Below are 24,046 nucleotides of genomic sequence, written 5' to 3' on the forward strand. Positions count from 1 at the left end.
GCCTCGCCGTCAGCGCGTGCCGACCGCCGCGCGCACGGCCCGCCGGGCCATCTGGCAGTCGTCGTGCAGTCGGCGCAGCAGCAGGCGCTGCTCCTCGCCGGACGGTACGGCGCCGGCGTGGGCGGCCACCGGCTGGGCCGGTGCCGTCTCGTGCATCGAACGCTGCACGGCCGTCTCGTACGTACGGATCTCGCGGGTCAGTACCAGCATCAGGTTCACCAGGAACGCGTCCCGTGCGGCGGGCCCTCCCGACTGGGCGATCTGGCTGATCTGACGGCGGGCCACCGGGGCGTCGCCGAGGACAGCCCACAGGGTCGCCAGGTCGTAGCCGGGCAGGTACCAGCCCGCGTGCTCCCAGTCGACCAGCACCGGACCGGCCGGCGACATGAGGATGTTGGACAGCAGCGCGTCCCCGTGACAGAACTGGCCCATGCCGTGACGCCCGGCCGCGTGCGCGATCCCGTGCAGCAGCTTCTGGAGGTCGCCCAGGTCACGGTCGGTGAGCAGTCCCAGGTCGTGGTAGCGCGAGATGCGGGCCGCGTAGTCCAGCGGGGCGTCGAACGTACCGGCCGGCGGGTGCCAGGCGTTGAGCCGGCAGACCGCGCCGAGCGCCGCCCTGATGTCCGCCCGCGGCGGGGCCTCCAGCGGGTGCCGCTGCAGCGCCGCCACCCGTCCCGGCATCCGCTCGATCACCAGCGTGCAGTTGTCCGGATCCGCTGCGATCAGCCTCGGCACCCGCACCGGGGGGCGGTGCCGGACGAACGAGCGGTATGCCCCTATCTCGTGCCGGATGCGCTCCGCCCACGCGGGGGAGTGGTCCAGTAAACACTTGGCGACCGCGGTGCTGCGCCCGGTCGTGCCGACCAGCAGCACGGACCGGCCGGTGCGCCGCAGTACCTGTACCGGGGAGAACTCCGGGCAGATCCGGTGCACGGACGCGATCGCCGTGCGCAGTTGGGCCCCTTGCGGGCCGGACAGGTCGATTCTCCCGCTGAGCGGCTGCGCGCCGGGACCCGAGCCGTGCCGCGCCCTGCCCGCCCCGAGCACCGGGGCCGCCGGACGCGCGGGGGCGAGGTAGGGGCCGCCGCCCGCCGCCGGGCGGGGGTGCAGCGAGCGCTGCGGGGCGGACACGGAGGACGATGCTGCGTACATGGGCGAGACAGATCCCTTCGTGTGCCTGCTGTGCCTGCCTGAAGAGGCGGTGCCCCCCGCACGAGGCGGGGGCCCTTCTTCCGAAAGCCGTCGCGCCGCCCGACCGGCCGCCGGGGGACCACCCTGGGGAGTGATCCCCTCGGCGACCGGGTCGGGGTGGCGCATTCCTACCTGACACCCGTCCGCCCGTGGCACACCATCTGGCGCACCCTGGCGAACGGTGGCGAATAGTCGCCCGGCAACCCGCACGGGGCTATGTTCAACTCAGCCGAGAACCTGGGGGCTTGACGTGAGCAGAGAACCCAACACCCGTCTCTCGGACCTGTTCGGCCTGGCCGGCTGGTCCAAGGGCGAACTCGCGAGGCTGGTCAACCGGCAGGCGGCGGCCATGGGCCACCCCCAGCTGGCGACCGACACCTCACGGGTGCGGCGGTGGATCGACATGGGAGAGATCCCGCGCGATCCGGTGCCGCGGGTGCTGGCGGTGCTGTTCACCGAGCGTCTCGGCCGTGTCGTGACCATCGAGGACCTCGGTCTGGTCCGGCACGGGCGTGCGGGGAAACGGCAGGGCGGCGGGAGCGAGGAGCATCCCGACGGTGTGCCGTGGGCGCCCGAGCGGACCGCGGCGGTCCTCACCGAATTCACGGGAATGGACCTCATGCTCAACCGACGCGGCTTGGTGGGCGCGGGCGCCGCGCTCGCCGCGGGCTCCGCACTCAGCAGCGCCATGCACGACTGGCTGCACACCGACCCGGCCCTGGCTGCCGACGCTCCCGACCTACGCCACCCCCTGCACGCCGACCCCGCCGGGTTCGACCGCTACGAGGCCGCCCCCATCGGGTCGCAGGAAGTGGAGGAACTGGAGCGCTCGGTCGAGGTGTTCCGCGCCTGGGACGCCGCCCGTGGCGGCGGACTCCAGCGCAAGGCCGTGGTGGGCCAGCTCAACGAGGTGGGCGGCATGCTCGCCTACCACCACCCACCCCATCTCCAGCGGCGCCTGTGGGGCGTCGCCGCCAACCTCGCCGTCCTCGCGGGCTGGATGTCGCACGACGTCGGCCTCGAACCCACGGCCCAGAAGTACTTCGTGATCGCCGCCCACGCCGCGCGCGAGGGCGGCGACCGCCCCCGGGCCGGCGAGGCGCTCTCCCGGGCGGCCCGCCAGATGGTGCACCTGGGCCGGCCCGACGACGCGCTGGACCTGATGAAGCTCGCCGAGTCCGGCTCGGGGGAGCAGGTCCTGCCGCGCACCCGGGCCATGCTCTACACCATCGAGGCGTGGGCGCAGGCGTCCATGGGCAAGGGCCAGGCGATGCGCCGCACCCTGGGACGGGCCGAGGACCTCTTCGTCTCCGACAAGGCGGACGTGCCGCCGCCGGACTGGATGCAGACCTTCAAGGAGGAGGACCTGTACGGCATGCAGGCACTGGCCTACCGGACGCTCGCCGAGTTCGAGCCCGGCGCCGCCGCGCACGCGCAGCACTACGCGGAGAAGGCCCTGGCCCTGCGCGTCGACGGCCGGCAGCGGTCGAAGATCTTCGACTATCTGTCGATGGCCTCCGCCTGCTTCATCGCCGACGACCCCGAACAGGCGGACCGGTACGCGCGGCTCGCCCTGGTGTCGATGGGCTCCAACTCCTCCCAGCGGACCTGGGACCGGCTGCGTCAGATGTACCGGCTCACCGCCGAGTACGCCGAGTACCCGAAGATCCAGGAGCTGCGTGAGGAGATCCGACTGGCGCTTCCCAAGGGCAAGTCGCCCAGAGGGAAGGGGAGGGGCGGTGCCGCCCCGGCGTAGCGCGCGACGCGCTCCCTAGGGCGTCACCCGGGCCACCAGTACACACGCGTCGTCCTGACGCGGGGACGCGCCGAGGCTCCCCGTCACGATCCGCACGGCGTCCTCGGCCGAGCCTGCCCCGGCCAGATCGGGCGCCAGGGCGATCAGGCGCTGCTCGGCCTCCGGTGCGAGTCCGCCGGTGTGCAGGAGCAGCAGGTCCCCCGCTTCGAGGGTCACCTCGGCCTGCCCGGCCAGACCACGCCCCGCCCCCGCGCGGAACAGCAGGGGGGCGGGGCGTCCGGTCCGCGCCCAGGACAGGGTGCGGGTGCCGGGCCGGTAACCGCAGTACAGGGCGGAGCGCACGGGGGGAAGGGCGGTGCCCTCCAGTAACCGGTCGACGCGGTCCGGCAGGTGCGCGGGCCGCGTGCCCGCCGCCGCCAGGGCTCGCAGCGCGCCGATGAGCATCGCCGGGCCCTGCGCCGGTTCGACTGCCCGGCCGGCCAGCTGTCCGACGCTGAGCAGGGACTCGTCGTCGGCCAGGGGGCACGCGTCGTACCAGCAGTCGTACCGCGCCGCGGGGGGCGCGGGGGCGGTCGGCGGCAGGTACCCGGCGGCCAGGTCCAGGCCCGGCCGTCCCCGGTGCGGGAACCGCAGGAGGCCGTGCCAGGGCGGCGGCACGGCTTCCCGCGGTTCGACCGCGGCCCGTTGCCCGGCGGCAGCGGCCGGCGGGCAACGGTGCAGCGAGTCACGGGTCTCGCTCACCGCCCGCTGACTGCGCCGCAGTTCGCTGACGTCCCGCAGCACCGCCCACATCGAGGCGGTGCTGCCGTCGGCGTCGAGCACGGGCTCGCCCATCATGTGCACGGTGCGGACCGTGTCGTCGGGCCGCACGATGCGGAACTCGCCGTCGATCGGCCGGCCGTCGACGAGGCAGCCCGTGACCATCGCGGTCAGCTTCGGCCGGTCCTCGGCGATGACCAGGGACGGGAGTTCGTCGAGGCTGAGCGGGGCGGAGTCCGGGGCGCGTCCGAGGATCTGGAAGAGTTCACCGGACCATTCGGCCTCGTCCGTCAGCAGGTTCCACTCCGCGCTGCCGACCCGGCTGAGCAGCGATCCGGGGCGGGGCGCGGGCGCCGGGCCGTCCCTCAGCTGCGCCAGGTGCGCGTCCAGGTCGGTGAGTTGGTGCAGTGCCAGGTCGTACAGGGCGCGCTGCCAGCGTCCGCGGGGGTCCGTTCCGTCGCCCCGGCTGTCCCGCCGTACCGCGTCCACGTCACCCTTCAGCCGCCGGGCCTGCGATATCAGGTCCTCGACCGCACCGCGTCCTGACGGCTGGGCGGCTGGGTGGTCCGCGGAGAGAGGGGACGACATGACGCACTCCGATGTGCAGACGGTACGACCAAGGCGGAACCGAGGCTGGCGGAAGGACCGTTACGACTGTTGCACAGCCCGCGATGCCCCGTAAGGGATTCGGCGACACACGATACGGTGGTGCTTCCGGCATATGCCACCGTCTTCCCCGAGTGACTTGGGCACGTACGGGGCCTACGCGGAGTGGCGGCCAAGTCGTAGAGCGGCTACGCGACTTGATGGTCGGACGGGCCTCGTCACGTCGTCGTCCTGGTGTTCGTCGGACCTCTGTTCTACGCCGGGTCGTACAGGGCCGGCCGGGGCGCCAGGGCGACCGGGGTGCGCGCCCCCGTCTCCAGGGCGCGGACGCCGGCCTCGGCGACCACGGAGGCGGCGTACCCGTCCCAGGCGTCCGGGCCGGTGACCCGGCCCCGCCGGGTGGCGTCCACCCAGGCCCGCACCTCGCGGTCGTAGGCGTCCGCGAACCGTACGAGGTAGTCCTGCGGCACCTCCTCGCGCGCGCCGCCCGCCGCCGTCACCACCATGGTGCGCGGGTCCCCGATCCGGGCGCTGCCCGCCTCGCAGACGGCCTCGCACCGCACCTCGTAGCCGAAGCCGCAGTTGACGAAGACCTCCACGTCGACCAGGGCGCCCCGCTCGCTCTCGAAGAGCACGAACTGCGGGTCCAGCAGTCCCGCCGGCGCGCCCGCCGAGGGGCGCGGACGCAGGACGGTCACCGCGGTCAGTTCCTGGCCGAGCAGCCAGCGGGCGGCGTCGATCTCGTGCGAGACGGAGCTGGTGACCAGCATCGCCGAGGTGAAGTGCGGGGGAGAGGACACGTTGCGGTGGACGCAGTGCAGCATCAGGGGCTTCCCCAGCCGCCCGCCGTCCAGCAGGGACTTGAGCCGCAGGTACTCGGCGTCGTACCGCCGCATGAACCCGATCTGCGCCAGCCTCCGGCCCAGCCGTGCCTCCGCCTCCACCACGCGCAGCGCTCCCGCGGACTCCGGCACCATCGGCTTCTCGCACAGCACCGGCAGCCCCCGGGCGAAGGCGGCCAGCAGCGCCTCCTCGTGCGCCTCGCCCGGCGAGGCGATCAGGACGGCCTCGACGCCCGGCGCGTCGAGCGCCGCCTCGACGTCCGTGTGCACGGTGACGCCCTCGATCGCGCCCACGGCCTCCTTCGCACGCTCGGCGTCGGGGTCCGCCACCGCGGCGACCCTGGCGCCGCTCACCACACGGTCGAGTCGTCGTACGTGGTCGGCACCCATGTGTCCCGCGCCCAGGACCGCCACACCCAGAAGTTCGCTCACGCTCCGCCGGCTCCTTCCCCGTCCGCCGCGCACCCGCGGGGGCGGGTACCTGTACGGCGGACAGGGTTTCACGGGCGTCAAGAGGGGAGGGCGCCCTCAGGTGCGGCGGCGGGGCTCAGTACCGCAGGACGCCCGCGATGCCCTCCACCTCGCCCAGCGCGCCGTCCGGTACGAAGCGCACGTCGGCGCCGGTCTCCAGGCACTGCTCGACGATCTCGTCCACGATGTCCTCGCGGGCGTCCAGGTCGCCGCTGTCCGCCGGGATCAGATGCTCGCCGTCGTCGCGCATCGTCACCTTGAAGTTCTCCTCGACGGCCAGCAGCCGGACCCGGCCGGTGTGGGCGCTCTCCCACAGCTCGTCGACGCCGGCGGCGAAGTCCTTGCGTCCACGGGCCGCCTCCAGTTCCCGGGCGACGGCCTCGACGGAGCCGCGCGCCTCGTCGTCGAGGACGGGCCGCACCGCCTGCCACACGGCCTCGGCCGTGCCGTGCGCGAGGCCGCCGTGCGGGACCAGCACCGCGTCCCGCACGGTGTTCCCGGTCTCCTCCAGCAGGGACAGCGCGGGCTGCGGGCCGGTGACGTAGAGCGGCCGGGGGTGTTCGCGCAGAACCCTGCCCATCACGGTGTCGGCGTCGCGCAGGAACCGGCGCGTGGTCTCGTCCCGGAAGGTGCTCGGCGCGTCCCCGATCCGCTCCTGGCGTTCGGGGTCGAAGTCCAGCGGCGGCCGGTGCATCGGGAATCCGCCGGTGCGGTCCTCGACGACCCGGCCCGCGCCGCCGCTCCACAGCGTGACCCGGTCGGCGGCGACCGACAGCACCCAGAACGGCCGCTCGGCGGCCTGCGCGGCGACGAGGTTGCGGGTCAGGAAGGTGTCCGAGAGGACCACGCGCTCCGGCACCGGGCGGGCGAGGGTCCAGACCTGGTGCTCGCCCGGAGCGGCGAAGATCGCCAAGCCGTCCTCCATGTGCGAGAGATCGACCTCGGCGAGGGCCCGGTCGAGTTCCCGGGACACCTCGATACGCCGTTCGCGGGTGACCGAGGGATCGTCCTCCAGCTGCTTCTTCGCCTCGGCGACCACATTGCGCAGCCGGACGGGGTCCTGGGCGTTGTCGGGTTCGCGGCGGTGCGTCGGCGTCAGCACGGACACGGCCGGGTACGGGCGGGGGCGCCGGAGTTCGGCGAGGGCGGCGGGACTCAGATCGTGCTCCATGTCAGCACGATAGGACCGATGGGCGTATCGGGCATTCGGAGCAATCCGCCACTCGCTCGTTCCCGTCCCATCTGCCGGGCTCAGCCGTCCTCGTCCCGGGGCTCAGTCGTCCTCGTCCCGGGGTGCGTCGGAGCCGCAGGAGCTGCCGTCGCGCGGCAGGGAGCCGTACAGCAGGAAGTCGTCCACCTTGCGGTGCACGCACTCCGACGACGCGTAGCCGGTGTGTCCGTCGCCCCGGTTGTCCAGGACCACGGCCGAGGGGCCGAGGCGCTCGGCCGTCTCCACGGTCCAGTCGTACGGCGTGGCCGGGTCGCCCCGGGTGCCGACGAGCAGCATCCGGGCGGTGTCGAGGTCCTTCACCTCGTCCCGGATGTAGTCGGTGCCCTTGGGTCGGCCGTGGCACATCAGCACCTGGGTGAGCCGGTACCGGCCGAAGACCGGCGACGCCTCCTCGTAGCGTGCGCGCAGCCGGTCCAGGGAAGCGGCCACCTGGGCGGCGGTGGGGCGGTCGGGGTCGTCGGCGCAGTTGATGGCCATCAGGGCGGCCGGCAGGTTGTCCAGCGGGACGTCCTCCGGGTCGGTGAGGCCGCTGTGGGCGCCCGCGGGTTTCTGCGCGCGGACCGGGAAGGTGACGCCGCCGGACACGAAGCCCTCCAGGCCGCGGGTGTCCCCGTCCTCCATCAGCTGTGCGATGGCCCGCTGCAGCAGCGGCCACAGCTCCTCGCTGTAGAGGGCCTGGCCGATGGCGCCGACCATGTCCTGTCCGGAGAAGGGCTCGCCGAAGCCCGACGGCACGGGATCCTCGTCGAGGGAGGCGATGACCTGCTGGACCTGGCGCCGGGCGGTGCGGGCATCCTGCCCGAACGGACAGGCGATGTCCTCCACGCACCAGTCGAGGAAGTTCTCCAGTGCCGTCTGCTGGCCCCGCGCGCCGGCCAGGCCCTGCTCGGTCAGCGGCTCCGTCAGCGTGTCCACGCCGTCCAGCACCATCCGGCCGACCTTGTCCGGGAACCGGGCGGCGTAGACCGCGCCGAGCCGGGTGCCGTAGGAGAAGCCGAGGTAGTTGAGGCGGTCGTCGCCGAGTGCCCGGCGCATCACGTCCATGTCGCGCGCCGCGTCGACCGTACCGATGTGGGGCAGCACCGGACCGGAGTGCCTCGCGCACTCGGCCGCCGCGTCGCGCAGGCGTCGGAGCACGTCGGCGGGGTCGGCGAGCCCTTCGTCCCCGTCCGTCGCCTCGATGATCTCCGTGGTGGCGGGGCCGCAGGTGACCGGGGAGGACCGGCCGACGCCGCGGGGATCGAAGGTCACCACGTCGTAGCCGTTGGTCAGGTGCATGAACTCCTTGCCCCCGGCGGAGAGTTCGGCGACCCCGGAGCCGCCCGGACCGCCGAAGTTCAGCAGGACCGAGCCGCGCGAGTCACCGGTCGCCCGGTACCGGGCGAGGGCCAGGTCCAGCGTTCCGGCCCGCGGCCGGTCGTAGTCGAGGGGGACGGTGACCTTGCCGCACTGCAGGTCCTCCGGCGCCTCCAGGCCCTCGCACGCCGACCACTTGATCCTCTGGTCGTAGAACCGGGACAGGCCGGGCTCGGCGTCGTCCGCCGTCGCGGCGGGCAGCCCCGCCCCCAGCAGGGCCAGCCCCAGCACTCCGGTGGCCGCGCGGCACCTGACCGAGGGCAGAAGCGACAGCTTGGCCAGCATCGATGCCTCCCGGGGCGCCCCGTCGCGGACCGGTGGTCGACGCCCTCGCCCACCATAAGCGGGGCCCGGACGCCTCGCCTCCGGGCGCCGGCGCGGTCCGTGGACGGGACGCGGCGGGCGTACGGACGCTTTGCCGCGCGTTCGACAAGGCGGCCACTCGATGGGGTGAAAGGCGTATAAGCCATAACTCGGATGGTGCGCCCGCGTTTTAACCGGTGCGGGCGAGTGCCCGTGACCATGTCTGGAAGGCAGGGAACCTCATGAGAAGGGTTACCCGAAACGGTGTGTTCGCCGTCGCCGCCTCCGGCGCGCTGGCCGTGACGATGCCGGCGTACGCGGCGTTCGCGTCCGACGGCGCCGCCGCGGACGGCTCGGCGGCCGGCTCGCCCGGGCTGATCTCGGGCAATACCGTGCAGCTCCCCGTGGACGTACCGGTCAACGTGTGCGGCAACACGGTGAACGTGGTGGGGCTCCTCAACCCGGCCGCGGGCAACACGTGCGCCAACACCGGAGGGAACGGTTCGGCGGAGAAGGGGGCGGGCGCCTCCGGTGGCGACGCCGCGTCCGGCACCTCCGGCGGCGCGGTCGCCGAGGGCGGCGCGAAGGATTCGCCGGGCGTGCTCTCCGGCAACGGCGTACAGCTGCCGGTCCACCTTCCGGTGAACGTCAGCGGCAACAGCGTGAACGTCGTCGGCATCGGCAATCCGGCCGTCGGCAACGAGTCGACGAACACCTCCGGCGAACGCCCCGAGCCCGAGCGGCCTGCCGAGCCCGAGCGGCCTTCGGAGCCGGAGCGGCCTTCGGAGCCCGCGGCGCCCGAGGAGGAGCGCTCCCGGCCGGAGGCGTCCTCGCACACCCCCGCGCCGCACCCGTCGGCGTCCCTCGCCCACACCGGTGCGGACCGCACCCTGCCCGCGCTCGCGGGCGGCGCCGCGCTCGTCCTGGGCGGAGCCGTGCTCTACCGCCGGTTCCGTCCGGCGGCCGCGAACTGACCGACCGCCGGCGGTCGACCGCCGGCACCCGTCCCGGGGGCGCCGCACAGGGCGCCGCCGGGACGTGCCGTTTCCGGGCCCGGCCCGGGCCGCCCAGGCCGCCCGTGACGCGAGGGCCGGCCCGGGGGCCCGCCCGGGGCCCGTCCGCTCAGGCCCGCTCCTGGTGGAACCGGCGGTGCAACGCGTGGATCTCCCCGGTCAGTTCCGGTACCGGGCCCTCCACGGTCACGCCGGGCGCCACGTCCCGGACCGCCAGCGTGCGCACCGGCGGCGCGGGCACGCCCAGCTCCGCCAGCCAGGTCCCGAGCTGCTCCGACGAGGCGACGTACACGATGCGTCCGAGGCCGACCCAGGCGTGCGCGGCGGCACACATCGGGCAGTGCTCGCCGGAGGTGTACACCGTGGCGGCGGCCCGCTCCTCGGGGGAGAGGTGCGCGGCCGACCAGCGCGCGAGTTCGAACTCCGGGTGACGGGTGCGGTCGCCCGAGGCCACGCGATTGCGGTCCTCGGCCAGCACCGTGCCGTCCGCGCCCACCAGGACCGACCCGAACGGCTCGTCGCCGGCTTCCAGCGCCTCGGCCGCCAGCTCCAGGCAGCGGCGCAGGTGCGGCAGTTCGACGTCCTTCACGACCATGACGTTCGGCCCTCCTCGGCAACGTGATCCTCACCGGCAGCCTACGTCTCCGGGACGCCGTTGCTAAGAGCTGTCGCCATGGTTATAGTCTCTAACTAAAGCGAGAGGTCGTAGTCGCCAAGTCGTAGTCGCCCGGTCGTCGTCACCTCGCGCCGGCCGCGCACCGGAACCGAGAGAAGGGCCCGTCATGTCCGTCACCGCACCGCAGTCGGCTGTCCCGCACACCGTCCTGGGGTCCGGCCCCGCCGGCACCGCGCTCGCCCGTGAGCTGGTGCGCCGGGGCCACCCCGTCCGCCTCGTCGACCGCAGGGGCGACGGTCCCGCCCTCGCGGGCGTCGAGCGGTTCGCCGCCGACGTGAGCACGGTCGAGGGCGCCCGGGCCGCGATCGGCGAGGCGGCCGTCGTCCACCACTGCGTCAACGTCGCCTATCACCTCCAGGTCGAGGTGATGCCCCGCGTCCAGGAGGCCGTCCTGACCGCGGTCGAGGAGAAGGGGGCCCGGCTGGTCGTGCTCGACACGCTGTATCCGTACGGCGAGACCGGGGGTGCGGTGATGACGGAGGGCAGTCCCTGGCAGGCGACGAGCCGCAAGGGACGGATGCGCGCCGAGCTGGACGAGCGGTACCTCGCCACGCACCGGGCGGGCCGCGCCCGCGTGGTCCTCGGCCGCAGCGCCGACTTCGTCGGCCCGGGCGTGCTCGGCTCGACCCTCGGGGCCGCCGTCTTCCCCGGGGCGCTCACGGGCGGGGAGGTCGTCGGGATCGGCGACATCGACCTGCCGCACAGTTACACCGACATCCGGGACGTGGCGGCAGGTCTCGCCACGCTCGGGGAACGCCCCGAGGGCGACGGGCGTGTCTGGCACCTGCCCACCGCGGCCGCCGTCAGCACGCGCCAGGTCCACACGGTGATCGAGAAGCGCGTGGGCAGGCCGCTGAACGTCGTGCTGCTGACGGAGCCCCGCCCCTTCGGCCCGTTCGACGAGCGGTTCATGGCCGAGTACGCGGAGATGTTCTACCAGCACACGGAGCCCCAGATCATGGACTCCACCGCCTTCGAGCGGGCCTTCGGTCTCGCCCCGCGATCGCTGGAGGACACCGTGGACGCCACCGTGACCTGGTACGAGGAGTGGCTCGCCGCACGGTGACGCCCCGCGCGGCCGGCCCACGGGCGTGCGCGGGCCGGTCCGCGGGGGCGCGGGCCGGCCTGTGGTGTGCTGTTCCGCCTCTAGGGCTTGCGCATGCTCTTCGCCGCCGTGGCGGCGCACACGGACCCCAGAGCCAGCGTCAGGGCGCCGATGATGATGTTGTTCCAGATGACACCGGCGTCCGGGTTCGTGCCGACGATCCACGGGGAGATGATCATCCAGATGCCCATCGCGCACATCGCTCCGCTGAGGCCGTACATGCGTTCCGGGGCGCGGGTGAAGCCGAGGGCCAGCAGGCCGATGGCGACGCCGATGATCAGGTTGTGCGCCACGAGTGCGGGCTGACTCGCGGTGAAGTGGACTATCCACGGGGACACGGCACAGTACAGGCCGAGCAGGAACACCGGCCCGTCCACGAGTGCCACATCGCGACCGCCGAGCATGCGGGCGTATCGCGCCTGCATTTCCGGGGCGTCGGGATGACTGGTGATGTCACCTCGGGGGTGCGAGACGTTGGCCATGAGTCGTCTCCTTCGAGTAGCCGGGGCCGAACCGCGTCTGACGCGGTGTGCGGTAGCGCCGTATATGCACCATTCTGCTCTTATTTTCTCCTTATGTGTAGTCGGGGATCGATGGGACATGTCCACGCGGAACGCGGGCAAACGCTCAGGCACGAGAGCGTGAACGGACACGGAGGCAGTGGAGGTGACCGCCGCTATGGGCGAGAAGGTGTTGGAGCGGTTTCCAGCGGGTTCTCCGCGCGGATCGTGGCCGGCCGAGGAGTACGCCGCACGCCGCCGTGCTCAGGGTGAGGCCGCGACCGTCGTGATGGACCTCAGGTCGGACGCCTTCCTGGTCGTCGTCCCGGCCCGCGACGAGGACTGAAGACAGAGGACCGAAGGCAGCGGGTGGAAGGCAGCGGGCTGAAGGCAGCGGACTGAGAGACCGGGGCCCGGGAACGCGCGACGGCGCGTTCCCGGGCCCCGCGCCGTCGCTCTTTGTCACACGCGTGTGAAATCCCGGTCCGCGATCCGAGACCGGTCCGCTTTCCGTTGACCCTCCTCGACGGCTGCTGCCACGATCGACGGCATGACCACGCGACCGGACCTCACGCGGCGACGCCACGTCGACCTCGCCCGCGTCTCCAGCGCCGCCTGTCGCGCCGCGGCCTGATTCCGCCGATCCGCCGCCCCGTCCCCGACCGCCTCGTTCCGTTCACCGCGCCGCACCGGCCCGGTGCTCGCGTGCGAGCGCTTCCCCCGCACCGCCCGCACGCGGCCGCCGTACGCGCCCGCCGCCTGTGGTGCCCGCGACGTCTCGTCGGCGCCGCCCACCGGTGACACCGCCGCCCCTGGTCCCCGTGCCCGCCCGGCACCCGGCGCCGGCCGGCGGACGCCGTGCGCCCGCCTTCCCGAAAAGAGGACCCATGGCCACCGTCCTGTCCGTCTCCGGCAGCCCTTCCGTCTCCTCCCGCACCCACCGCCTGCTGCGCCACCTCGACGACCGGCTGACCGCGCAGGGGCACGACGTGATCCCCCTCGACGTGCGCACCATCCCCGCCGACGCCCTGCTCGGCGCGGACTTCCGGCACCCCGCCATCGCGGAGGCCGCGGCGCTGGTCGCCCGCGCCGACGGCCTCGTCGTCGGCACCCCCGTCTACAAGGCCTCCTACTCCGGCGTCCTGAAGGCGCTCCTCGACCTGCTGCCGCAGTACGCCCTCACCGGCAAGACGGTGCTCCCGCTCGCCACCGGGGGCTCCACCGCCCACGTCCTGGCCATCGACTACGCGCTCCGCCCGGTGCTGAACTCCATGGGCGCGGCGCACATCGTGCAGGGCTGGTTCACCCTCGACCGGGACATCTCCGTCCAGGAGGGCGGCGCGGTGACCGTGGCCGAGGGCGCGGCGGAGGCCCTCGCCCAGGTGGTCGACCAGTTCTCGGCGGCTCTCGGCGCCCGCGTCCACGGCCCCGTGCTGGCCGCCGCGGGCTGACCGCAGGATCCGTCCCGTCCGCCCCCTCGCGATCGGTCCGCCCCCTTGCGACCCGCGACCCGCACGACCCGCGCGCCCCGCATGACCCGTACGACCTCCCGAACGGAGACCCCCGTGTCCCTCACCTTCCACTGGTTCCTGCCCACCAGCGGCGACAGCCGCGATGTCGTCGGCGGCGGCCACGGTGCCCCCGCCACCGACTCCGGGCGCGACCGGCCGCCCACGGTGGCCTACCTGAGCCAGATCGCCCGCGCCGCCGAGGACCTCGGCTTCGTCGGCGCGCTCACGCCCACCGGTGCGTGGTGCGAGGACGCGTGGCTGACCACCGCCATGGTGTCCCGGGAGACCGAACGCCTGAAGTTCCTCGTCGCCTTCCGCCCCGGCTCCGTCTCGCCCACGCTCGCCGCGCAGATGGCGTCCACCTTCCAGCGGCAGACCGGCGGACGGCTCCTGCTCAACGTCGTCACCGGCGGTGAGAGCCGCGAGCAGCGGGCCTACGGCGACTTCCTGGACAAGGACGCCCGCTACCGCCGTACCGGCGAGTTCCTGCACGTCGTGCGGGCGTTGTGGCGGGGCGAGGCGGTGACTCTGCGCGGCGAGCACGTCCAGGTGGAGGACGCGCGGCTGGTGCGGGTGCCCGACCCGGTGCCCGAGGTGTACTTCGGCGGCTCCTCGCCCGTCGCCGGCGAGGTCGCCGCCCGGCACGTCGACGTGTACCTCACCTGGGGCGAGCCGCCCGCGCAGGTCGCCGGCAAGATCGCCCGCATGCGGGCACTGGCCGCCGAGGAGGGCCGCACCCTGCGCTTCGGCATCCGGCTGCACGTCATCACGCGGGACACCGCGGAAGGGGCCTGGGCCGAGGCGCACCGGCTGCTCGACGGCTTCCACCCCGATACCGTGCGGGCCGTGCAGGAGGGGCTCGCCCGCAGCGAGTCCGAGGGACAGCGGCGCATGCTCGCCCTGCACGGCGGGGCCCGCGACAACCTGGAGATCCACCCCAACCTGTGGGCCGGCATCGGGCTGGTGCGCGGCGGCGCGGGAACGGCCCTGGTCGGCAGCCACGACGAGGTCGCCGACCGGATCGCCGAGTACCACGCGCTCGGCATCGACGAGTTCGTCCTCTCCGGCTACCCGCACCTGGAGGAGGCGTACTGGTTCGGCGAGGGCGTCCTGCCGCGCCTGGCCGCGCGGGGCCTGTGGCGCCACCCGGCCGGGACGCGGAGGGACACCGGCGCGCCGGTGCCGCTCGCGGTCTAGTCGTACGGTCACCGGGGCCGGTTGTTCGGACGGACGGACCCGGAACTCAGGACCATGACCCGGAACCGGACCCCGCCAGCGCGGCCAGGTGGGTCCGGCGAACCGGTGCCGTCTGGCCCTGCACGAGGAGGAACATCGCCTCCCTGGCCAGTCGTTGGGCCGGGCCGTCCAGGCTCATGGCCCGGCCGCCCCCGGCCACGACCGCCGCCGTCGTGGCGGCCCGCAGGAGGTCGTACGCCCGCGTCCGCAGCGCCAGCCGCTCCTCGACGTGCTCGTGCGGGACGGGGTGGTCGGCCAGGGCGTACGCCCGCGCCCTGACCTCGTCGAGCCGGGACCGCAGCGCGTCGGCGGTCCCGCGCCCGTCCGGCGCGCCGCCGAGCAGGTCGAGGGCCGCGCGGGCCACTCCGAAGACGGCCGGGGAGGTGTTGGTGCTGCGGGGCACGTCGACCCCGGGCGAACTCCTCGCGCGACGTGCGCAGCACCACGGCGTCCCCGGGCACCCACAGGGCGTCCAGTTCGACGGAGACCGTCCGGGCGGCCGACAGCGCCGCCAGCCGCATGGGCGCCGACGGCCGCAGCCCCGGCTGCGCGCGGGCGTCCGTGACGGCGAACACCACCTCGTCCGCCTCCGTCACGCCGGCGAGCAGCATCACGTCGTTCAGCCCCCAGCCGGTGTACCAGGGCACGGTGCCGTCGAAGCGCAGGCCGCCCCGCTCGTCGGTGGCGCGCACCTGGACCCGGGAGGGGGAGCGGACGTGCGCGTAGGCGATGCCGCCGAGCAGTTCACCGGTGGCGAGGGGGCGCAGCAGGCGTTCGCGCGCGGGCAGCCCGGGCTCCGCCCCGGCGAGCAGCCGTACCGGCGTGTGGTGCTGGGTCTGCACGAACCAGGTCGAGCAGCAGGCCCCCGCCAAGATCTCCGCGACCTCCCGGGCGACCGCGTCCGGGGCGCCGGCCCCGCCGTACTCCTCGGGGGCGCTCACGCCGAGCAGCCCGGACGCGCGGACCGCCTCGATGTGGCTCACGGGCACACCGTCCTGGTCGACGCGCTGTGCGGACGGAGCGAGCAGGCCGTCCGCGAGCCGACGGGCCTCGGTGACGAGCGGGTGGGGTGTCGTGGTGGTCATGGGGCGATTCTCGCGACCGGGCTCCGGCCGCGACGAGGGCACCACGGAAAGCGGGCGGCGCGGTGAGGGAGAAGCGGGCTGCGCGGTGAGGAAGAAGCGGGCGGTGCGGTGGGGAATGTATTTTGGCACCTGAAAGGTTGGCATATACATCTAGAGCATCTAGAGTCCGGTCGCACGGTCGCCCCTACCGACCGGTCGACGTCTTCCCCACCAGCGAGGCACCCGTGAACCACCCCGCCCCCGAGCAGCCCGCCGACACCGTGGCCCGCCTGCGCGCCACCTTCCGCACCGGCCGCACCAAGCCCGTCGAGTGGCGCACCGCGCAGCTGCGGCGGCTGCGGGCGCTGCTCACGGAGAACGGCCCGGAGCTGGAGGCCGCGCTCCACGCCGATCTGGGCAAGAGCGCCGCCGAGGCGCAGCGCACCGAGATCGGCTTCACCGTGCGCGAGATCGACCACACCCTCGGCCACCTCGACGACTGGCTGCGCCCCGAGCCCGCCCCCGTCCCGGCCCATCTGGGCGACGACGCCACGGCCTGGACCCAGTACGACCCCCTCGGAGTCGTCCTCGTCATCGCGCCCTGGAACTACCCGGCCCAGTTGCTGCTCGCCCCCGTGGTCGGCGCGCTGGCCGCGGGCAACGCCGTGGTCGCCAAGCCCAGCGAGCTGGCCCCGGCCACCTGTGCCGCCCTGGCCCGCCTGCTGCCCCGGTACCTGGACACCGACGCCGTGGCCGTCGTCGAGGGCGGCGTCCCCGAGACCACGGCCCTGCTCGCCGAGCGCTTCGACCACGTCTTCTACACCGGCAACGGCACCGTCGGCCGCATCGTCATGCGCGCCGCCGCCGAGCACCTGACCCCGGTCACCCTCGAACTGGGCGGCAAGTCCCCGGCGTTCGTCGACCGCGACGCCGACCTCGACGTCGTCGCCGCCCGGCTCGTGGCCGGCAAGTTCCTGAACGCCGGCCAGACCTGTGTGGCCCCCGACTACGTCCTGACCGACCCGGAGACCGCCGCCGCCCTGGAGCCGGCCCTGGTCCGCGCGGTCGAGGCCCTGTACGGGACCGACCCGGCGCGGTCGGCCCAGTACGCCCGCATCGTCAACGAGCGCCACTTCGACCGGCTGACCGGCCTGCTGGACTCCGGCCGCGTGGTCGTCGGGGGCGACAGCGACCGTACGGCGAAGTACATCGCGCCGACCGTGCTCGCCGACGTGACCCCCGACGCGCCCGTCATGCGTGAGGAGATCTTCGGTCCGATCCTGCCGATCGTCACCGTGCCCGGGCTGGACGAGGCGATCGACTTCGTCAACGACCGCGACAAGCCGCTGGCGCTGTACGTCTTCAGCGAGTCCGACGCGACCCGGGAGCGGTTCGCCGCCGAGACGTCCTCCGGGGGTCTGGGCCACGGGCTGCCGCTCGCCCATCTCACCGTCTCCGACCTGCCGTTCGGCGGGGTGGGGGAGAGCGGCATGGGGAGCTATCACGGCCGCTACTCGATCGAGACGTTCAGCCACCGCAAGGCCGTCCTGAAGAAGCCGCTCGGCTGAGCCGCCGCCGCACGTCACCCTCAACCCGGCCCAGGATCGGCCGGGTTGACTGGTCTACACCCTTGACTGGTACAGACCAACGCGGTTGAGTGTGCCTCCACACCCCCCACCACGGCCGCCCCCACGCCGTGGCCGGCCCGCCCGGCACGCGCGCGCAAGGCTCCGCTCCTCGCTGCCCTTGTACGGGAGCGGCCGTGCTCCGCCGAAGGAGGCAGACCTGTGTCGAGGCGCCGTATATCCGCCGTGGTGACCGCACTCGCCCTCGCGACAGCCGTGCCCGCGTTCCTGCCCGCGTCCGAGGCGTCCGCCGCCGCGTGCTTCAGTTACCCGGCCTGGTCGGCCGGCAAGTCCTACAACGCCGGCGACATCGTCCGCTACACGGACGGCAAGGCCTACATCGCCGAGCACGCCAACCCGGGCTACGACCCGCTCATCAGCACCTGGTACTGGGAGCCGTACGCCTGCGACGGCGGCTCCGAGACGCCGGCCGGCACCTTCGTGGTCACCGAGGCCCAGTTCAACCAGATGTTCCCGGGCCGGAACGCCTTCTACACGTACCGCGGCCTGACCACCGCGCTCGCCGCCTACCCCGGCTTCGCCAACACCGGGAGCGACACCACCAAGAAGCAGGAGGCCGCGGCCTTCCTCGCCAACGTCAGCCACGAGACCGGCGGCCTCGTGCACGTCGTCGAGCAGAACACCGCCAACTATCCGCACTACTGCGACTGGAGCCAGCCCTACGGCTGTCCGGCCGGCCAGGCCGCCTACTACGGGCGCGGCCCCATCCAGCTCAGCTGGAACTTCAACTACAAGGCGGCCGGCGACGCGCTCGGCATCGATCTGCTGGGCAACCCCTGGCTGGTGCAGAACGACGCGGCCGTCGCCTGGAAGACCGCCCTGTGGTACTGGAACACCCAGTCCGGGCCCGGCACCATGACGCCGCACAACGCGATGGTCAACGGCGCCGGTTTCGGCCAGACGATCCGCTCCATCAACGGCTCCCTGGAGTGCGACGGGAAGAACCCCGCGCAGGTCCAGAGCCGCGTCACCAAGTACCAGCAGTTCAGCCAGATCCTCGGCGTCTCACCGGGCGCCAACCTCTACTGCTGAGCCGCGCCGGATGCGCGGGGCTCCGCCGGCCTCGGAGGCGGTCACGGCGGAGCCCGCGTGCCCCCGGCCCCCCGGTCGGCCCGCCCGTCCGCCACGCCGCCCGTCCGCCCTGCGGTGGGCGGGCGCCCTGTGTCTCGCCGGCCCGGCCCGGGCGGGCGCCCCGCGCCTCACCGGCGGGGTCCGACGCCGCGCTACACGGCCCACGCGCCGTCCCGCATCAGGTGCCGCTGCCGCAGCTCGTGCTGCTCGTGCCACGCCTGCACCGCGAGCGGGCGCACCCGGAACCAGGCGTACGAAGCGCTGTCCTCACGCGGGTCCCAGCCGGTCTTCGCGCGGAACGCGTCGGCTGCCGCGGACGGGACCTCGCGCCGGCCGAACGTCGCCACCTCGCCGTCGATCAGCACGACGTCCCTGGTGTCCCCGAGCGCCAACCGGACCCGGCCGCCGTCTCGCAGGTTGCGGCCGGTGGGGTTGGTGAGCCGGGTGCACAGCCAGACCGACTCCGCGTGCCACACGAACCACAGCGGAACCAGGCACGGCAGCCCGTCCGCGTCCGCCGTGGACACCCAGACGTCCTCCTCCCGCTCCAGACGGTCCAGCACGTCCTGCTTGCGGCGACCGGGCTCGCGCGGCGGTGCGGTGATCCTCATGGCCGCGACGGTAACGGGCGGGCGGCGCTCGCGCCTCGGGCCCTGGGCTGTCCCGCGTCTCCGTCCCGGGGCCTAGGGCCGTGCGACCGGAGACTGGCGCCGCGAGACTGGCGCCGCGATGCGTTTTACGTATAACCTCTCCCGTCAATCGCCCGTCCCGAAAGGTCCCGATGACACGCATCGCCCTGGTCACCCTCGTCGTCGACGACTACGACGAGGCGATCCGCTTCTACACCGAGGCCCTCGGATTCCGCCTCGCCGAGGACGCGCCCCGGCCCGACGGCTCCCGCTGGGTCGTCGTCGAGCCCGCCGGCACCACGTCGGGCACCGCCCTGCTGCTGGCCCGTGCCAAGGGGGAGGCCCAGCGCGCGCGGATCGGCGACCAGACGGGCGGGCGCGTCGGCTTCTTCCTGCACACCGACGACTTCGCCCGCGACCACGCCCGCATGACGGCCGCGGGCGTGACCTTCCTGGAGGAGCCCCGGCACGAGCCCTACGGCTCGGTCGCCGTCTTCCAGGACCTGTACGGCAACCGCTGGGACCTGCTCCAGCCCGCCGCCTCCTGATCCGTCCCCGCTTCCCGCACCGACCCGCCGAGGAACGACCGCACATGTCATCTACGCGCATAGACACCGAGACCCTCCGCCGCCTTCCCAAGGCGGTGCTGCACGACCACCTCGACGGCGGCCTGCGCCCCGCCACCGTCGTGGAGCTGGCGCGGGCCGTCGGCCACCGCCTGCCCACCACCGACCCCGCCGAGCTGGCCGCCTGGTACTACGAGGCCGCCAACTCCGGCGACCTGGTGCGCTACATCGCCACCTTCGAGCACACCCTCGCCGTGATGCAGAACCGCGAGGGACTGCTGCGCACCGCCGAGGAGTACGTCCTCGACCTCGCCGCCGACGGCGTCGTCTACGCCGAGGTCCGCTACGCCCCCGAGCTGATGCTGAAGGGCGGTCTCAGCCTCGCCGAGGTCGTCGAGACCGTCCAGGAGGGTCTGGCCGCCGGTATGGCCAAGGCGGCGGCGGCCGGTACCCCGGTCCGCGTCGGCACCCTGCTCTGCGGCATGCGGATGTTCGACCGCACCCGCGAGACCGCCGACCTCGCGGTCGCCTTCCGGGACGCCGGTGTCGTCGGCTTCGACATCGCGGGCGCCGAGGACGGCTTCCCGCCCGCCGACCACCTCGACGCCTTCGCGTACCTGCGCCGCGAGAACGTGCCCTTCACCATCCACGCCGGCGAGGCGCACGGCCTGCCCAGCATCCACCAGGCGCTCCAGGTGTGCGGCGCCCAGCGCATCGGCCACGGCGTGCGCATCACCGACGACATCCCGGACCTCGCGGCGGGCAAGCTCGGCCGCCTCGCCGGCTGGATCCGGGACCGCCGGATCGCCCTGGAGATGTGCCCGACCTCCAACCTCCAGACCGGCGCCGCCACCTCGATCGCCGAGCACCCCATCACCGCGCTCAAGGACCTCGGCTTCCGCGTCACCCTCAACACCGACAACCGCCTCGTCTCCGGCACCACGATGACCCGCGAGATGTCCCTGCTGGTCGAGCAGGCGGGCTGGACGGCCGAGGACCTGCGCACGGTCACGGTGAACGCCCTCAAGAGCGCCTTCATCCCGTTCGACGAGCGCCGGGCCCTGATCGAGGACGTGGTCCTGCCGGGCTACGCCTCGGCGCTCTGAACGAGCCCGCGCGCGTAGGCGGCCTGTCCGACGTGCTGGAGGTCGTCGGACAGGACGCTGACCAGCCGCACGCCCAGCGTGACCGGCGGGTCCCAGTTGTCGTCCACGACCCGCTCCAGGTCCCCCGCGGTCAGGGAGCGCAGGGCGCCGAGCGTCTGCTCGTGCACGGCGTCGTGGTAGCCGGTCAGCAGGCCGGCCGAGTCGACCCGCACCTTCGCGACCTCGGCGGAGCTGTGGCCGTACCCGGTGTCGTGCCGGGGCAGACCGAGGCCGAAGCGCTTCTCCCACCCGCCGGTCAGCCACACCTGGTCGAGCCCGAAGGCGTCCGCGACGTGGTCGTCCTGGACCCGGGTGAGGTGCCAGACCAGCCAGGCGACGGAGTTGGCGTCGTCGGCGGGACGGGCGTTCAGGCCGTCGGGGCTCAGGCCCTCGACGGCGGCGTGGACTTCTTCCTGGATGCGGCCGTAGCCCTCGATGAGGATGTCCTTCGCGTGCATACGTCCACCATCGCGCAGTCCGCCCTCACCCGCCCCCCGTTTCCAGCAGCCCCATCAACGCCCGCGCGGCCGGGCTCGTCGCCGCGGCCGGGGGCAGCAGGGCGATGGTCTCGTACGCCGTCTCGGGGGAGTCCTTCAGGGGCAGCGAGGTGAGGGAGGCCCGCTTGTGCCGGAAGTGGCGCGGCACGACGGCGATGCCGAGGTTCTCGTCGAGCAGGTCGAGCAGCCCGTGCACGTCGTTCACCTCCAGCGCGACGGTCCGCCGTACGCCCGCCTCGGCGAAGGCGGTGTCGGTGACCCGGCGCGGGCCCCAGTCCGGGTGGAAGTCGACGAAGACCTCGTCGGCGAGATCGTGCGGGGCCAGGGCCGCGCCGCCCGCCGCGAGGCGGTGGTCGGGATGGCAGAGCACGGTCATCGGTTCGCCGGCCAGCGAGACCGACCGCAACTGGTCGGTGTCCGCCTGCGTGCGGTAGGCGAAGGCCAGGTCGAGCCGCCCGGCCGCGACCTCCTCCGCCAGCTCGCCCGAGCCGGCCTGCCGCAGCCGGATCTCCACGTCCGGATGCCGCCCGCGGAACGCGGCCAGCAGCCCCGCCACCGGCACCCCGGCGATGCACTGCTCGCTGCCCAGCGACAGCGTCCCGCGCAGCACGCCCTGCACCGCGGCGACCGCCTCGTGCGCCGAGCGCACCTGGGCCAGGATCCGCTCGGCCTCGCCCAGCAGCGCCCGGCCCGCCTCGGTGAGCGTCACCCGGCGCGTCGTGCGGACGAACAGCGGCGCCCGCAGCTCCCGCTCCAGCGCCCGGATGGACGCCGACAGGCCGGACTGGGACACCATCAGCCGTTCCGCCGCCCGGGTGAAGTGCTGGTCCTCGGCGACCGCCACGAAGTGCTGGAGATGACGCAGTTCCATGACTGAGAAGCGTAGCCGCACAATTCCATCGGATTCTTCTGTTGGACCACTGCCCGCAGGTCACGACAGAGTGGGACACGGTTCCGCCCAAGCCCCGTACCCCGGGTGCCAACCCCTCTGGAGTCGCGTTGTACACCGCACACCCCGACCGCTACGCGGACATGCCCTACCGGCGCACCGGACGCAGCGGCCTGAAGCTCCCCGCGCTCTCGCTCGGCCTGTGGCACAACTTCGGCCCGGACCGTCCCGTCGAGACGCAGCGCGCGATCCTGCGCCGCGCCTTCGACCTCGGCGTCACCCACTTCGACCTCGCCAACAACTACGGCCCGCCGCCCGGCTCCGCCGAGTCCGCCCTCGGCGAGGCGCTCAGGGCCGACTTCGCGCCGTACCGCGACGAGCTGGTCATCTCCACCAAGGCCGGCTACCTGATGTGGCCCGGCCCGTACGGCGAGTGGGGCTCGCGCAAGTACCTGCTGTCGTCCCTCGACCAGAGCCTGACCCGGATGGGCCTGGACTACGTCGACGTCTTCTACTCGCACCGCCCCGACCCGGAGACTCCCCTGGAGGAGACGATGGGTGCCCTGCACACGGCCGTGCAGCAGGGCAAGGCGCTGTACGTCGGTGTGTCCAACTACTCCCCGGAGCAGACCCGCGAGGCCGCCCGCATCCTCGCCGAGCTGGGCACCCCGCTGCTGATCCACCAGCCGCGCTACTCCATGCTCGACCGCCGCCCCGAGACCAGCGGCCTCCTGGACGCCCTGGACGAGCTCCAGGTCGGTTCCATCGCCTACTCCCCGCTGGAGCAGGGCCTGCTGACCGGGCGTTACCTGGACGGCATCCCCGAGGACTCGCGGGCCGCGAGCGACAGCCCCTTCCTCAACTCCGACGCGCTCACCGAGGAACTGGTCGGCAAGCTGCGCGCCCTGGCCGACATCGCCAAGTCGCGCGGACAGTCACTGGCCCAGATGGCGCTGGCCTGGGTGCTGCGCGAGGGCCGGGTGACGTCCGCCCTGGTCGGCGCGAGCAGCCCGGCGCAGCTGGAGGACAGCGTGGCGGCCATCGGGAACCTCGGCTTCGAGGCCGGCGAACTGGCCCGGATCGACGAGATCGTCACACGGTAGGACGCGCACCGGAACCCCGCACCGGGCCCCGGGGGCGACCGCCGCCTCCGGGGCCCGGTACGGGTGGCGGGGCCCGCACTACGGTCAGGAGCCGAGCCGCTCCTCCAGACGCACCGTGACGGTGTCGCCCTCCTCCTTGCCGATGACCTCGCGCAGGGCCGCCTTCACGGGCAGCTTGTGCGTGCCGTCGCCCAGCGCCATGAAGGAGCCGCGGAACGCGTGCCCGTCGATCGTGCCGCGGACCTTGACCAGCCCCCGGGTGCCGAAGAACTCCGCGGACTTCGGCCAGACCAGGTACGTCCAGCCGCCCTTCTCCGGGCTCCTGCGCAGCACCTCGGTGAACTCCTCGTCCAGCTCCTGGTTCGTGGCCATGCCGTCCTCCGCTTCCGCAGTGTTCGTGTCCCGGTAGACCGCCGGGAACGGCGGAACTCATCGCGGCGGCCCGCCACAGCCGTCCCCACCGGCCCGGGCCGCCAGTGGTCCAGGCCACGGCGGCCACCCCGGACCCGCGCGTCCGGCCCGCCCTCCACGCCTCCGGGCGAGTGGCGAGGGCGCCCTGCGTGACGGCGCGTGGACGCGGCCCCGTGGGTGCGGCCTCGTGGATCGGTGTCCGGCGCGAGGTCGCGGGCGCTGGTCAGGGTCCTGGCGACGGAGGCGGCGGCCCGGTCGCGCCTCCCCGCCCGGGGTCGCGGGCGCCTTCGCTCGCCCCGGGGTGTGGGCCGGCCCGCCTCAGGGCGACCTGGGCGGTGCGCCGAAGGGCGTGGAGGCGGGATCGGACGCCGTAACGTTTCGGCCAACAATGGCCGTGAATATGCCAGGAGACTGGCCGGAAATTCATGGTGACAGTGGTTCAGCAGTGAACATACTCACCACTAGGGCG

At 73.5% G+C, this 24,046-nt stretch carries 23 protein-coding genes and 1 pseudogene; 12 read left to right on the top strand and 12 right to left on the bottom strand.

Annotated elements, in window-relative coordinates:
- Positions 1-9 precede the first annotated feature (9 nt).
- Entirely contained in the window at positions 10-1,152 is a 1,143-nt protein-coding gene (locus ACFIF2_RS29655; protein WP_395576322.1) for an aminoglycoside phosphotransferase family protein, read from the bottom strand.
- A gap of 289 nt (positions 1,153-1,441) precedes the next feature.
- Between ACFIF2_RS29655 and ACFIF2_RS29660 the strand changes: the two genes are divergently transcribed.
- Positions 1,442-2,947: a hypothetical protein gene (locus tag ACFIF2_RS29660; protein WP_395576323.1), complete on the top strand. Its 1,506-nt coding sequence runs from the start codon at positions 1,442-1,444 to the stop codon at positions 2,945-2,947.
- A gap of 15 nt (positions 2,948-2,962) precedes the next feature.
- Here ACFIF2_RS29660 and ACFIF2_RS29665 read toward each other — a convergent pair whose 3' ends face one another.
- From ACFIF2_RS29665 to ACFIF2_RS29680, 4 genes are all read right to left on the bottom strand, one after another.
- Positions 2,963-4,294, bottom strand: coding sequence for a SpoIIE family protein phosphatase (locus tag ACFIF2_RS29665; protein ID WP_395576324.1), 1,332 nt, complete (start codon positions 4,292-4,294; stop codon positions 2,963-2,965).
- Positions 4,295-4,566: 272 nt separating this feature from the next.
- Positions 4,567-5,586, bottom strand: coding sequence for a Gfo/Idh/MocA family protein (locus tag ACFIF2_RS29670; RefSeq protein ID WP_395576325.1), 1,020 nt, complete (start codon positions 5,584-5,586; stop codon positions 4,567-4,569).
- Between the two features lie 115 nt (positions 5,587-5,701).
- Positions 5,702-6,796: a chemotaxis protein gene (locus ACFIF2_RS29675; protein ID WP_395576326.1), complete on the bottom strand. Its 1,095-nt coding sequence runs from the start codon at positions 6,794-6,796 to the stop codon at positions 5,702-5,704.
- A 102-nt stretch (positions 6,797-6,898) separates the two neighbouring features.
- The gene (locus ACFIF2_RS29680; protein ID WP_395576327.1) at positions 6,899-8,497 is read right to left on the bottom strand and encodes an alpha/beta hydrolase; all 1,599 of its coding nucleotides are present in this window, start codon (positions 8,495-8,497) and stop codon (positions 6,899-6,901) included.
- Between the two features lie 260 nt (positions 8,498-8,757).
- On the opposite strand from ACFIF2_RS29680, the gene ACFIF2_RS29685 reads away from it, so the two are divergent.
- Positions 8,758-9,489 (top strand): chaplin family protein, encoded by a 732-nt coding sequence (locus tag ACFIF2_RS29685; RefSeq protein WP_395576328.1) that lies wholly within the window; start codon positions 8,758-8,760, stop codon positions 9,487-9,489.
- 148 nt (positions 9,490-9,637) lie between these two features.
- Here the strand turns inward: ACFIF2_RS29685 and ACFIF2_RS29690 are convergent, their stop codons facing one another.
- A complete protein-coding gene (locus ACFIF2_RS29690) occupies positions 9,638-10,123 on the bottom strand; it encodes a nucleoside deaminase (RefSeq protein WP_395576329.1) in 486 nt (161 codons plus the stop codon).
- Between the two features lie 187 nt (positions 10,124-10,310).
- Between ACFIF2_RS29690 and ACFIF2_RS29695 the strand changes: the two genes are divergently transcribed.
- The gene (locus tag ACFIF2_RS29695) at positions 10,311-11,270 is read left to right on the top strand and encodes an NAD-dependent epimerase/dehydratase family protein (protein WP_395576330.1); all 960 of its coding nucleotides are present in this window, start codon (positions 10,311-10,313) and stop codon (positions 11,268-11,270) included.
- Positions 11,271-11,350: 80 nt separating this feature from the next.
- Here the strand turns inward: ACFIF2_RS29695 and ACFIF2_RS29700 are convergent, their stop codons facing one another.
- On the bottom strand, positions 11,351-11,791 hold the full coding sequence (locus tag ACFIF2_RS29700; RefSeq protein ID WP_395576331.1) for an SPW repeat protein: 441 nt from the start codon (positions 11,789-11,791) through the stop codon (positions 11,351-11,353).
- A 184-nt stretch (positions 11,792-11,975) separates the two neighbouring features.
- On the opposite strand from ACFIF2_RS29700, the gene ACFIF2_RS29705 reads away from it, so the two are divergent.
- From ACFIF2_RS29705 to ACFIF2_RS29720, 4 genes are all read left to right on the top strand, one after another.
- Positions 11,976-12,155 (top strand): hypothetical protein, encoded by a 180-nt coding sequence (locus ACFIF2_RS29705; protein WP_395576407.1) that lies wholly within the window; start codon positions 11,976-11,978, stop codon positions 12,153-12,155.
- Positions 12,156-12,359: 204 nt separating this feature from the next.
- The gene (locus ACFIF2_RS29710) at positions 12,360-12,443 is read left to right on the top strand and encodes a putative leader peptide (protein WP_395576402.1); all 84 of its coding nucleotides are present in this window, start codon (positions 12,360-12,362) and stop codon (positions 12,441-12,443) included.
- Between the two features lie 253 nt (positions 12,444-12,696).
- Positions 12,697-13,260 carry an NADPH-dependent FMN reductase gene (gene ssuE, locus ACFIF2_RS29715; RefSeq protein WP_395576332.1) on the top strand — a complete coding sequence of 188 codons (564 nt, stop codon included), beginning with the start codon at positions 12,697-12,699 and terminating at the stop codon, positions 13,258-13,260.
- Positions 13,261-13,374: 114 nt separating this feature from the next.
- On the top strand, positions 13,375-14,517 hold the full coding sequence (locus ACFIF2_RS29720) for an LLM class flavin-dependent oxidoreductase (protein ID WP_395576333.1): 1,143 nt from the start codon (positions 13,375-13,377) through the stop codon (positions 14,515-14,517).
- Between the two features lie 46 nt (positions 14,518-14,563).
- Here ACFIF2_RS29720 and ACFIF2_RS29725 read toward each other — a convergent pair.
- Positions 14,564-15,641, bottom strand: a pseudogene (locus tag ACFIF2_RS29725) (acyl-CoA dehydrogenase family protein).
- Positions 15,642-15,865: 224 nt separating this feature from the next.
- Between ACFIF2_RS29725 and ACFIF2_RS29730 the strand changes: the two are divergent.
- Positions 15,866-17,188 carry an aldehyde dehydrogenase family protein gene (locus ACFIF2_RS29730; RefSeq protein WP_395576334.1) on the top strand — a complete coding sequence of 441 codons (1,323 nt, stop codon included), beginning with the start codon at positions 15,866-15,868 and terminating at the stop codon, positions 17,186-17,188.
- 219 nt (positions 17,189-17,407) lie between these two features.
- Complete coding sequence (locus ACFIF2_RS29735; protein ID WP_395576335.1) at positions 17,408-18,298, top strand: glycoside hydrolase family 19 protein; 891 nt, start codon at positions 17,408-17,410, stop codon at positions 18,296-18,298.
- Positions 18,299-18,489: 191 nt separating this feature from the next.
- On the opposite strand, the gene ACFIF2_RS29740 is transcribed toward ACFIF2_RS29735, so the two are convergent.
- Positions 18,490-18,948, bottom strand: coding sequence for a pyridoxamine 5'-phosphate oxidase family protein (locus ACFIF2_RS29740; protein WP_395576336.1), 459 nt, complete (start codon positions 18,946-18,948; stop codon positions 18,490-18,492).
- Positions 18,949-19,118: 170 nt separating this feature from the next.
- Between ACFIF2_RS29740 and ACFIF2_RS29745 the strand changes: the two genes are divergently transcribed.
- Both ACFIF2_RS29745 and ACFIF2_RS29750 read left to right on the top strand, forming a co-directional pair.
- On the top strand, positions 19,119-19,514 hold the full coding sequence (locus tag ACFIF2_RS29745; RefSeq protein ID WP_395576337.1) for a VOC family protein: 396 nt from the start codon (positions 19,119-19,121) through the stop codon (positions 19,512-19,514).
- A 44-nt stretch (positions 19,515-19,558) separates the two neighbouring features.
- Entirely contained in the window at positions 19,559-20,638 is a 1,080-nt protein-coding gene (locus tag ACFIF2_RS29750) for an adenosine deaminase (RefSeq protein ID WP_395576338.1), read from the top strand.
- Here the strand turns inward: ACFIF2_RS29750 and ACFIF2_RS29755 are convergent.
- Both ACFIF2_RS29755 and ACFIF2_RS29760 read right to left on the bottom strand, forming a co-directional pair.
- Positions 20,620-21,135, bottom strand: a complete 516-nt coding sequence (locus tag ACFIF2_RS29755) for a DinB family protein (RefSeq protein WP_395576339.1) — start codon at positions 21,133-21,135, stop codon at positions 20,620-20,622. The genes ACFIF2_RS29750 and ACFIF2_RS29755 overlap by 19 nt on opposite strands.
- 25 nt (positions 21,136-21,160) lie before the next feature.
- Positions 21,161-22,045, bottom strand: a complete 885-nt coding sequence (locus tag ACFIF2_RS29760) for a LysR family transcriptional regulator (RefSeq protein ID WP_395576340.1) — start codon at positions 22,043-22,045, stop codon at positions 21,161-21,163.
- 128 nt (positions 22,046-22,173) lie between these two features.
- Here ACFIF2_RS29760 and mgrA point away from each other — a divergent pair, with 128 nt between their 5' ends.
- The gene (gene mgrA, locus ACFIF2_RS29765; RefSeq protein ID WP_395576341.1) at positions 22,174-23,166 is read left to right on the top strand and encodes an L-glyceraldehyde 3-phosphate reductase; all 993 of its coding nucleotides are present in this window, start codon (positions 22,174-22,176) and stop codon (positions 23,164-23,166) included.
- A gap of 84 nt (positions 23,167-23,250) precedes the next feature.
- Here mgrA and ACFIF2_RS29770 read toward each other — a convergent pair whose 3' ends face one another.
- On the bottom strand, positions 23,251-23,538 hold the full coding sequence (locus ACFIF2_RS29770; RefSeq protein ID WP_395576342.1) for a DUF1905 domain-containing protein: 288 nt from the start codon (positions 23,536-23,538) through the stop codon (positions 23,251-23,253).
- Positions 23,539-24,046: the final 508 nt, after the last annotated feature.

The organism is Streptomyces sp. BK79, from assembly GCF_044142145.1.
Lineage (GTDB): Bacteria > Actinomycetota > Actinomycetes > Streptomycetales > Streptomycetaceae > Streptomyces.

What these genes read in the sequence shown, in the direction of transcription:
- ACFIF2_RS29655 (WP_395576322.1), bottom strand. Translation starts at nt 1,152, where the DNA reads ATGTACGCAGCATCGTCCTCCGTGTCCGCCCCGCAGCGCTCGCTGCAC.
- ACFIF2_RS29665 (WP_395576324.1), bottom strand. Translation starts at nt 4,294, where the DNA reads ATGTCGTCCCCTCTCTCCGCGGACCACCCAGCCGCCCAGCCGTCAGGA.
- ACFIF2_RS29675 (WP_395576326.1), bottom strand. Translation starts at nt 6,796, where the DNA reads ATGGAGCACGATCTGAGTCCCGCCGCCCTCGCCGAACTCCGGCGCCCC.
- ACFIF2_RS29680 (WP_395576327.1), bottom strand. Translation starts at nt 8,497, where the DNA reads ATGCTGGCCAAGCTGTCGCTTCTGCCCTCGGTCAGGTGCCGCGCGGCC.
- ACFIF2_RS29685 (WP_395576328.1), top strand. Translation starts at nt 8,758, where the DNA reads ATGAGAAGGGTTACCCGAAACGGTGTGTTCGCCGTCGCCGCCTCCGGC.
- ACFIF2_RS29690 (WP_395576329.1), bottom strand. Translation starts at nt 10,123, where the DNA reads ATGGTCGTGAAGGACGTCGAACTGCCGCACCTGCGCCGCTGCCTGGAG.
- ACFIF2_RS29695 (WP_395576330.1), top strand. Translation starts at nt 10,311, where the DNA reads ATGTCCGTCACCGCACCGCAGTCGGCTGTCCCGCACACCGTCCTGGGG.
- ACFIF2_RS29700 (WP_395576331.1), bottom strand. Translation starts at nt 11,791, where the DNA reads ATGGCCAACGTCTCGCACCCCCGAGGTGACATCACCAGTCATCCCGAC.
- ACFIF2_RS29710 (WP_395576402.1), top strand. Translation starts at nt 12,360, where the DNA reads ATGACCACGCGACCGGACCTCACGCGGCGACGCCACGTCGACCTCGCC.
- ssuE (WP_395576332.1), top strand. Translation starts at nt 12,697, where the DNA reads ATGGCCACCGTCCTGTCCGTCTCCGGCAGCCCTTCCGTCTCCTCCCGC.
- ACFIF2_RS29740 (WP_395576336.1), bottom strand. Translation starts at nt 18,948, where the DNA reads ATGAGGATCACCGCACCGCCGCGCGAGCCCGGTCGCCGCAAGCAGGAC.
- ACFIF2_RS29745 (WP_395576337.1), top strand. Translation starts at nt 19,119, where the DNA reads ATGACACGCATCGCCCTGGTCACCCTCGTCGTCGACGACTACGACGAG.
- ACFIF2_RS29750 (WP_395576338.1), top strand. Translation starts at nt 19,559, where the DNA reads ATGTCATCTACGCGCATAGACACCGAGACCCTCCGCCGCCTTCCCAAG.
- ACFIF2_RS29755 (WP_395576339.1), bottom strand. Translation starts at nt 21,135, where the DNA reads ATGCACGCGAAGGACATCCTCATCGAGGGCTACGGCCGCATCCAGGAA.
- ACFIF2_RS29760 (WP_395576340.1), bottom strand. Translation starts at nt 22,045, where the DNA reads ATGGAACTGCGTCATCTCCAGCACTTCGTGGCGGTCGCCGAGGACCAG.
- ACFIF2_RS29770 (WP_395576342.1), bottom strand. Translation starts at nt 23,538, where the DNA reads ATGGCCACGAACCAGGAGCTGGACGAGGAGTTCACCGAGGTGCTGCGC.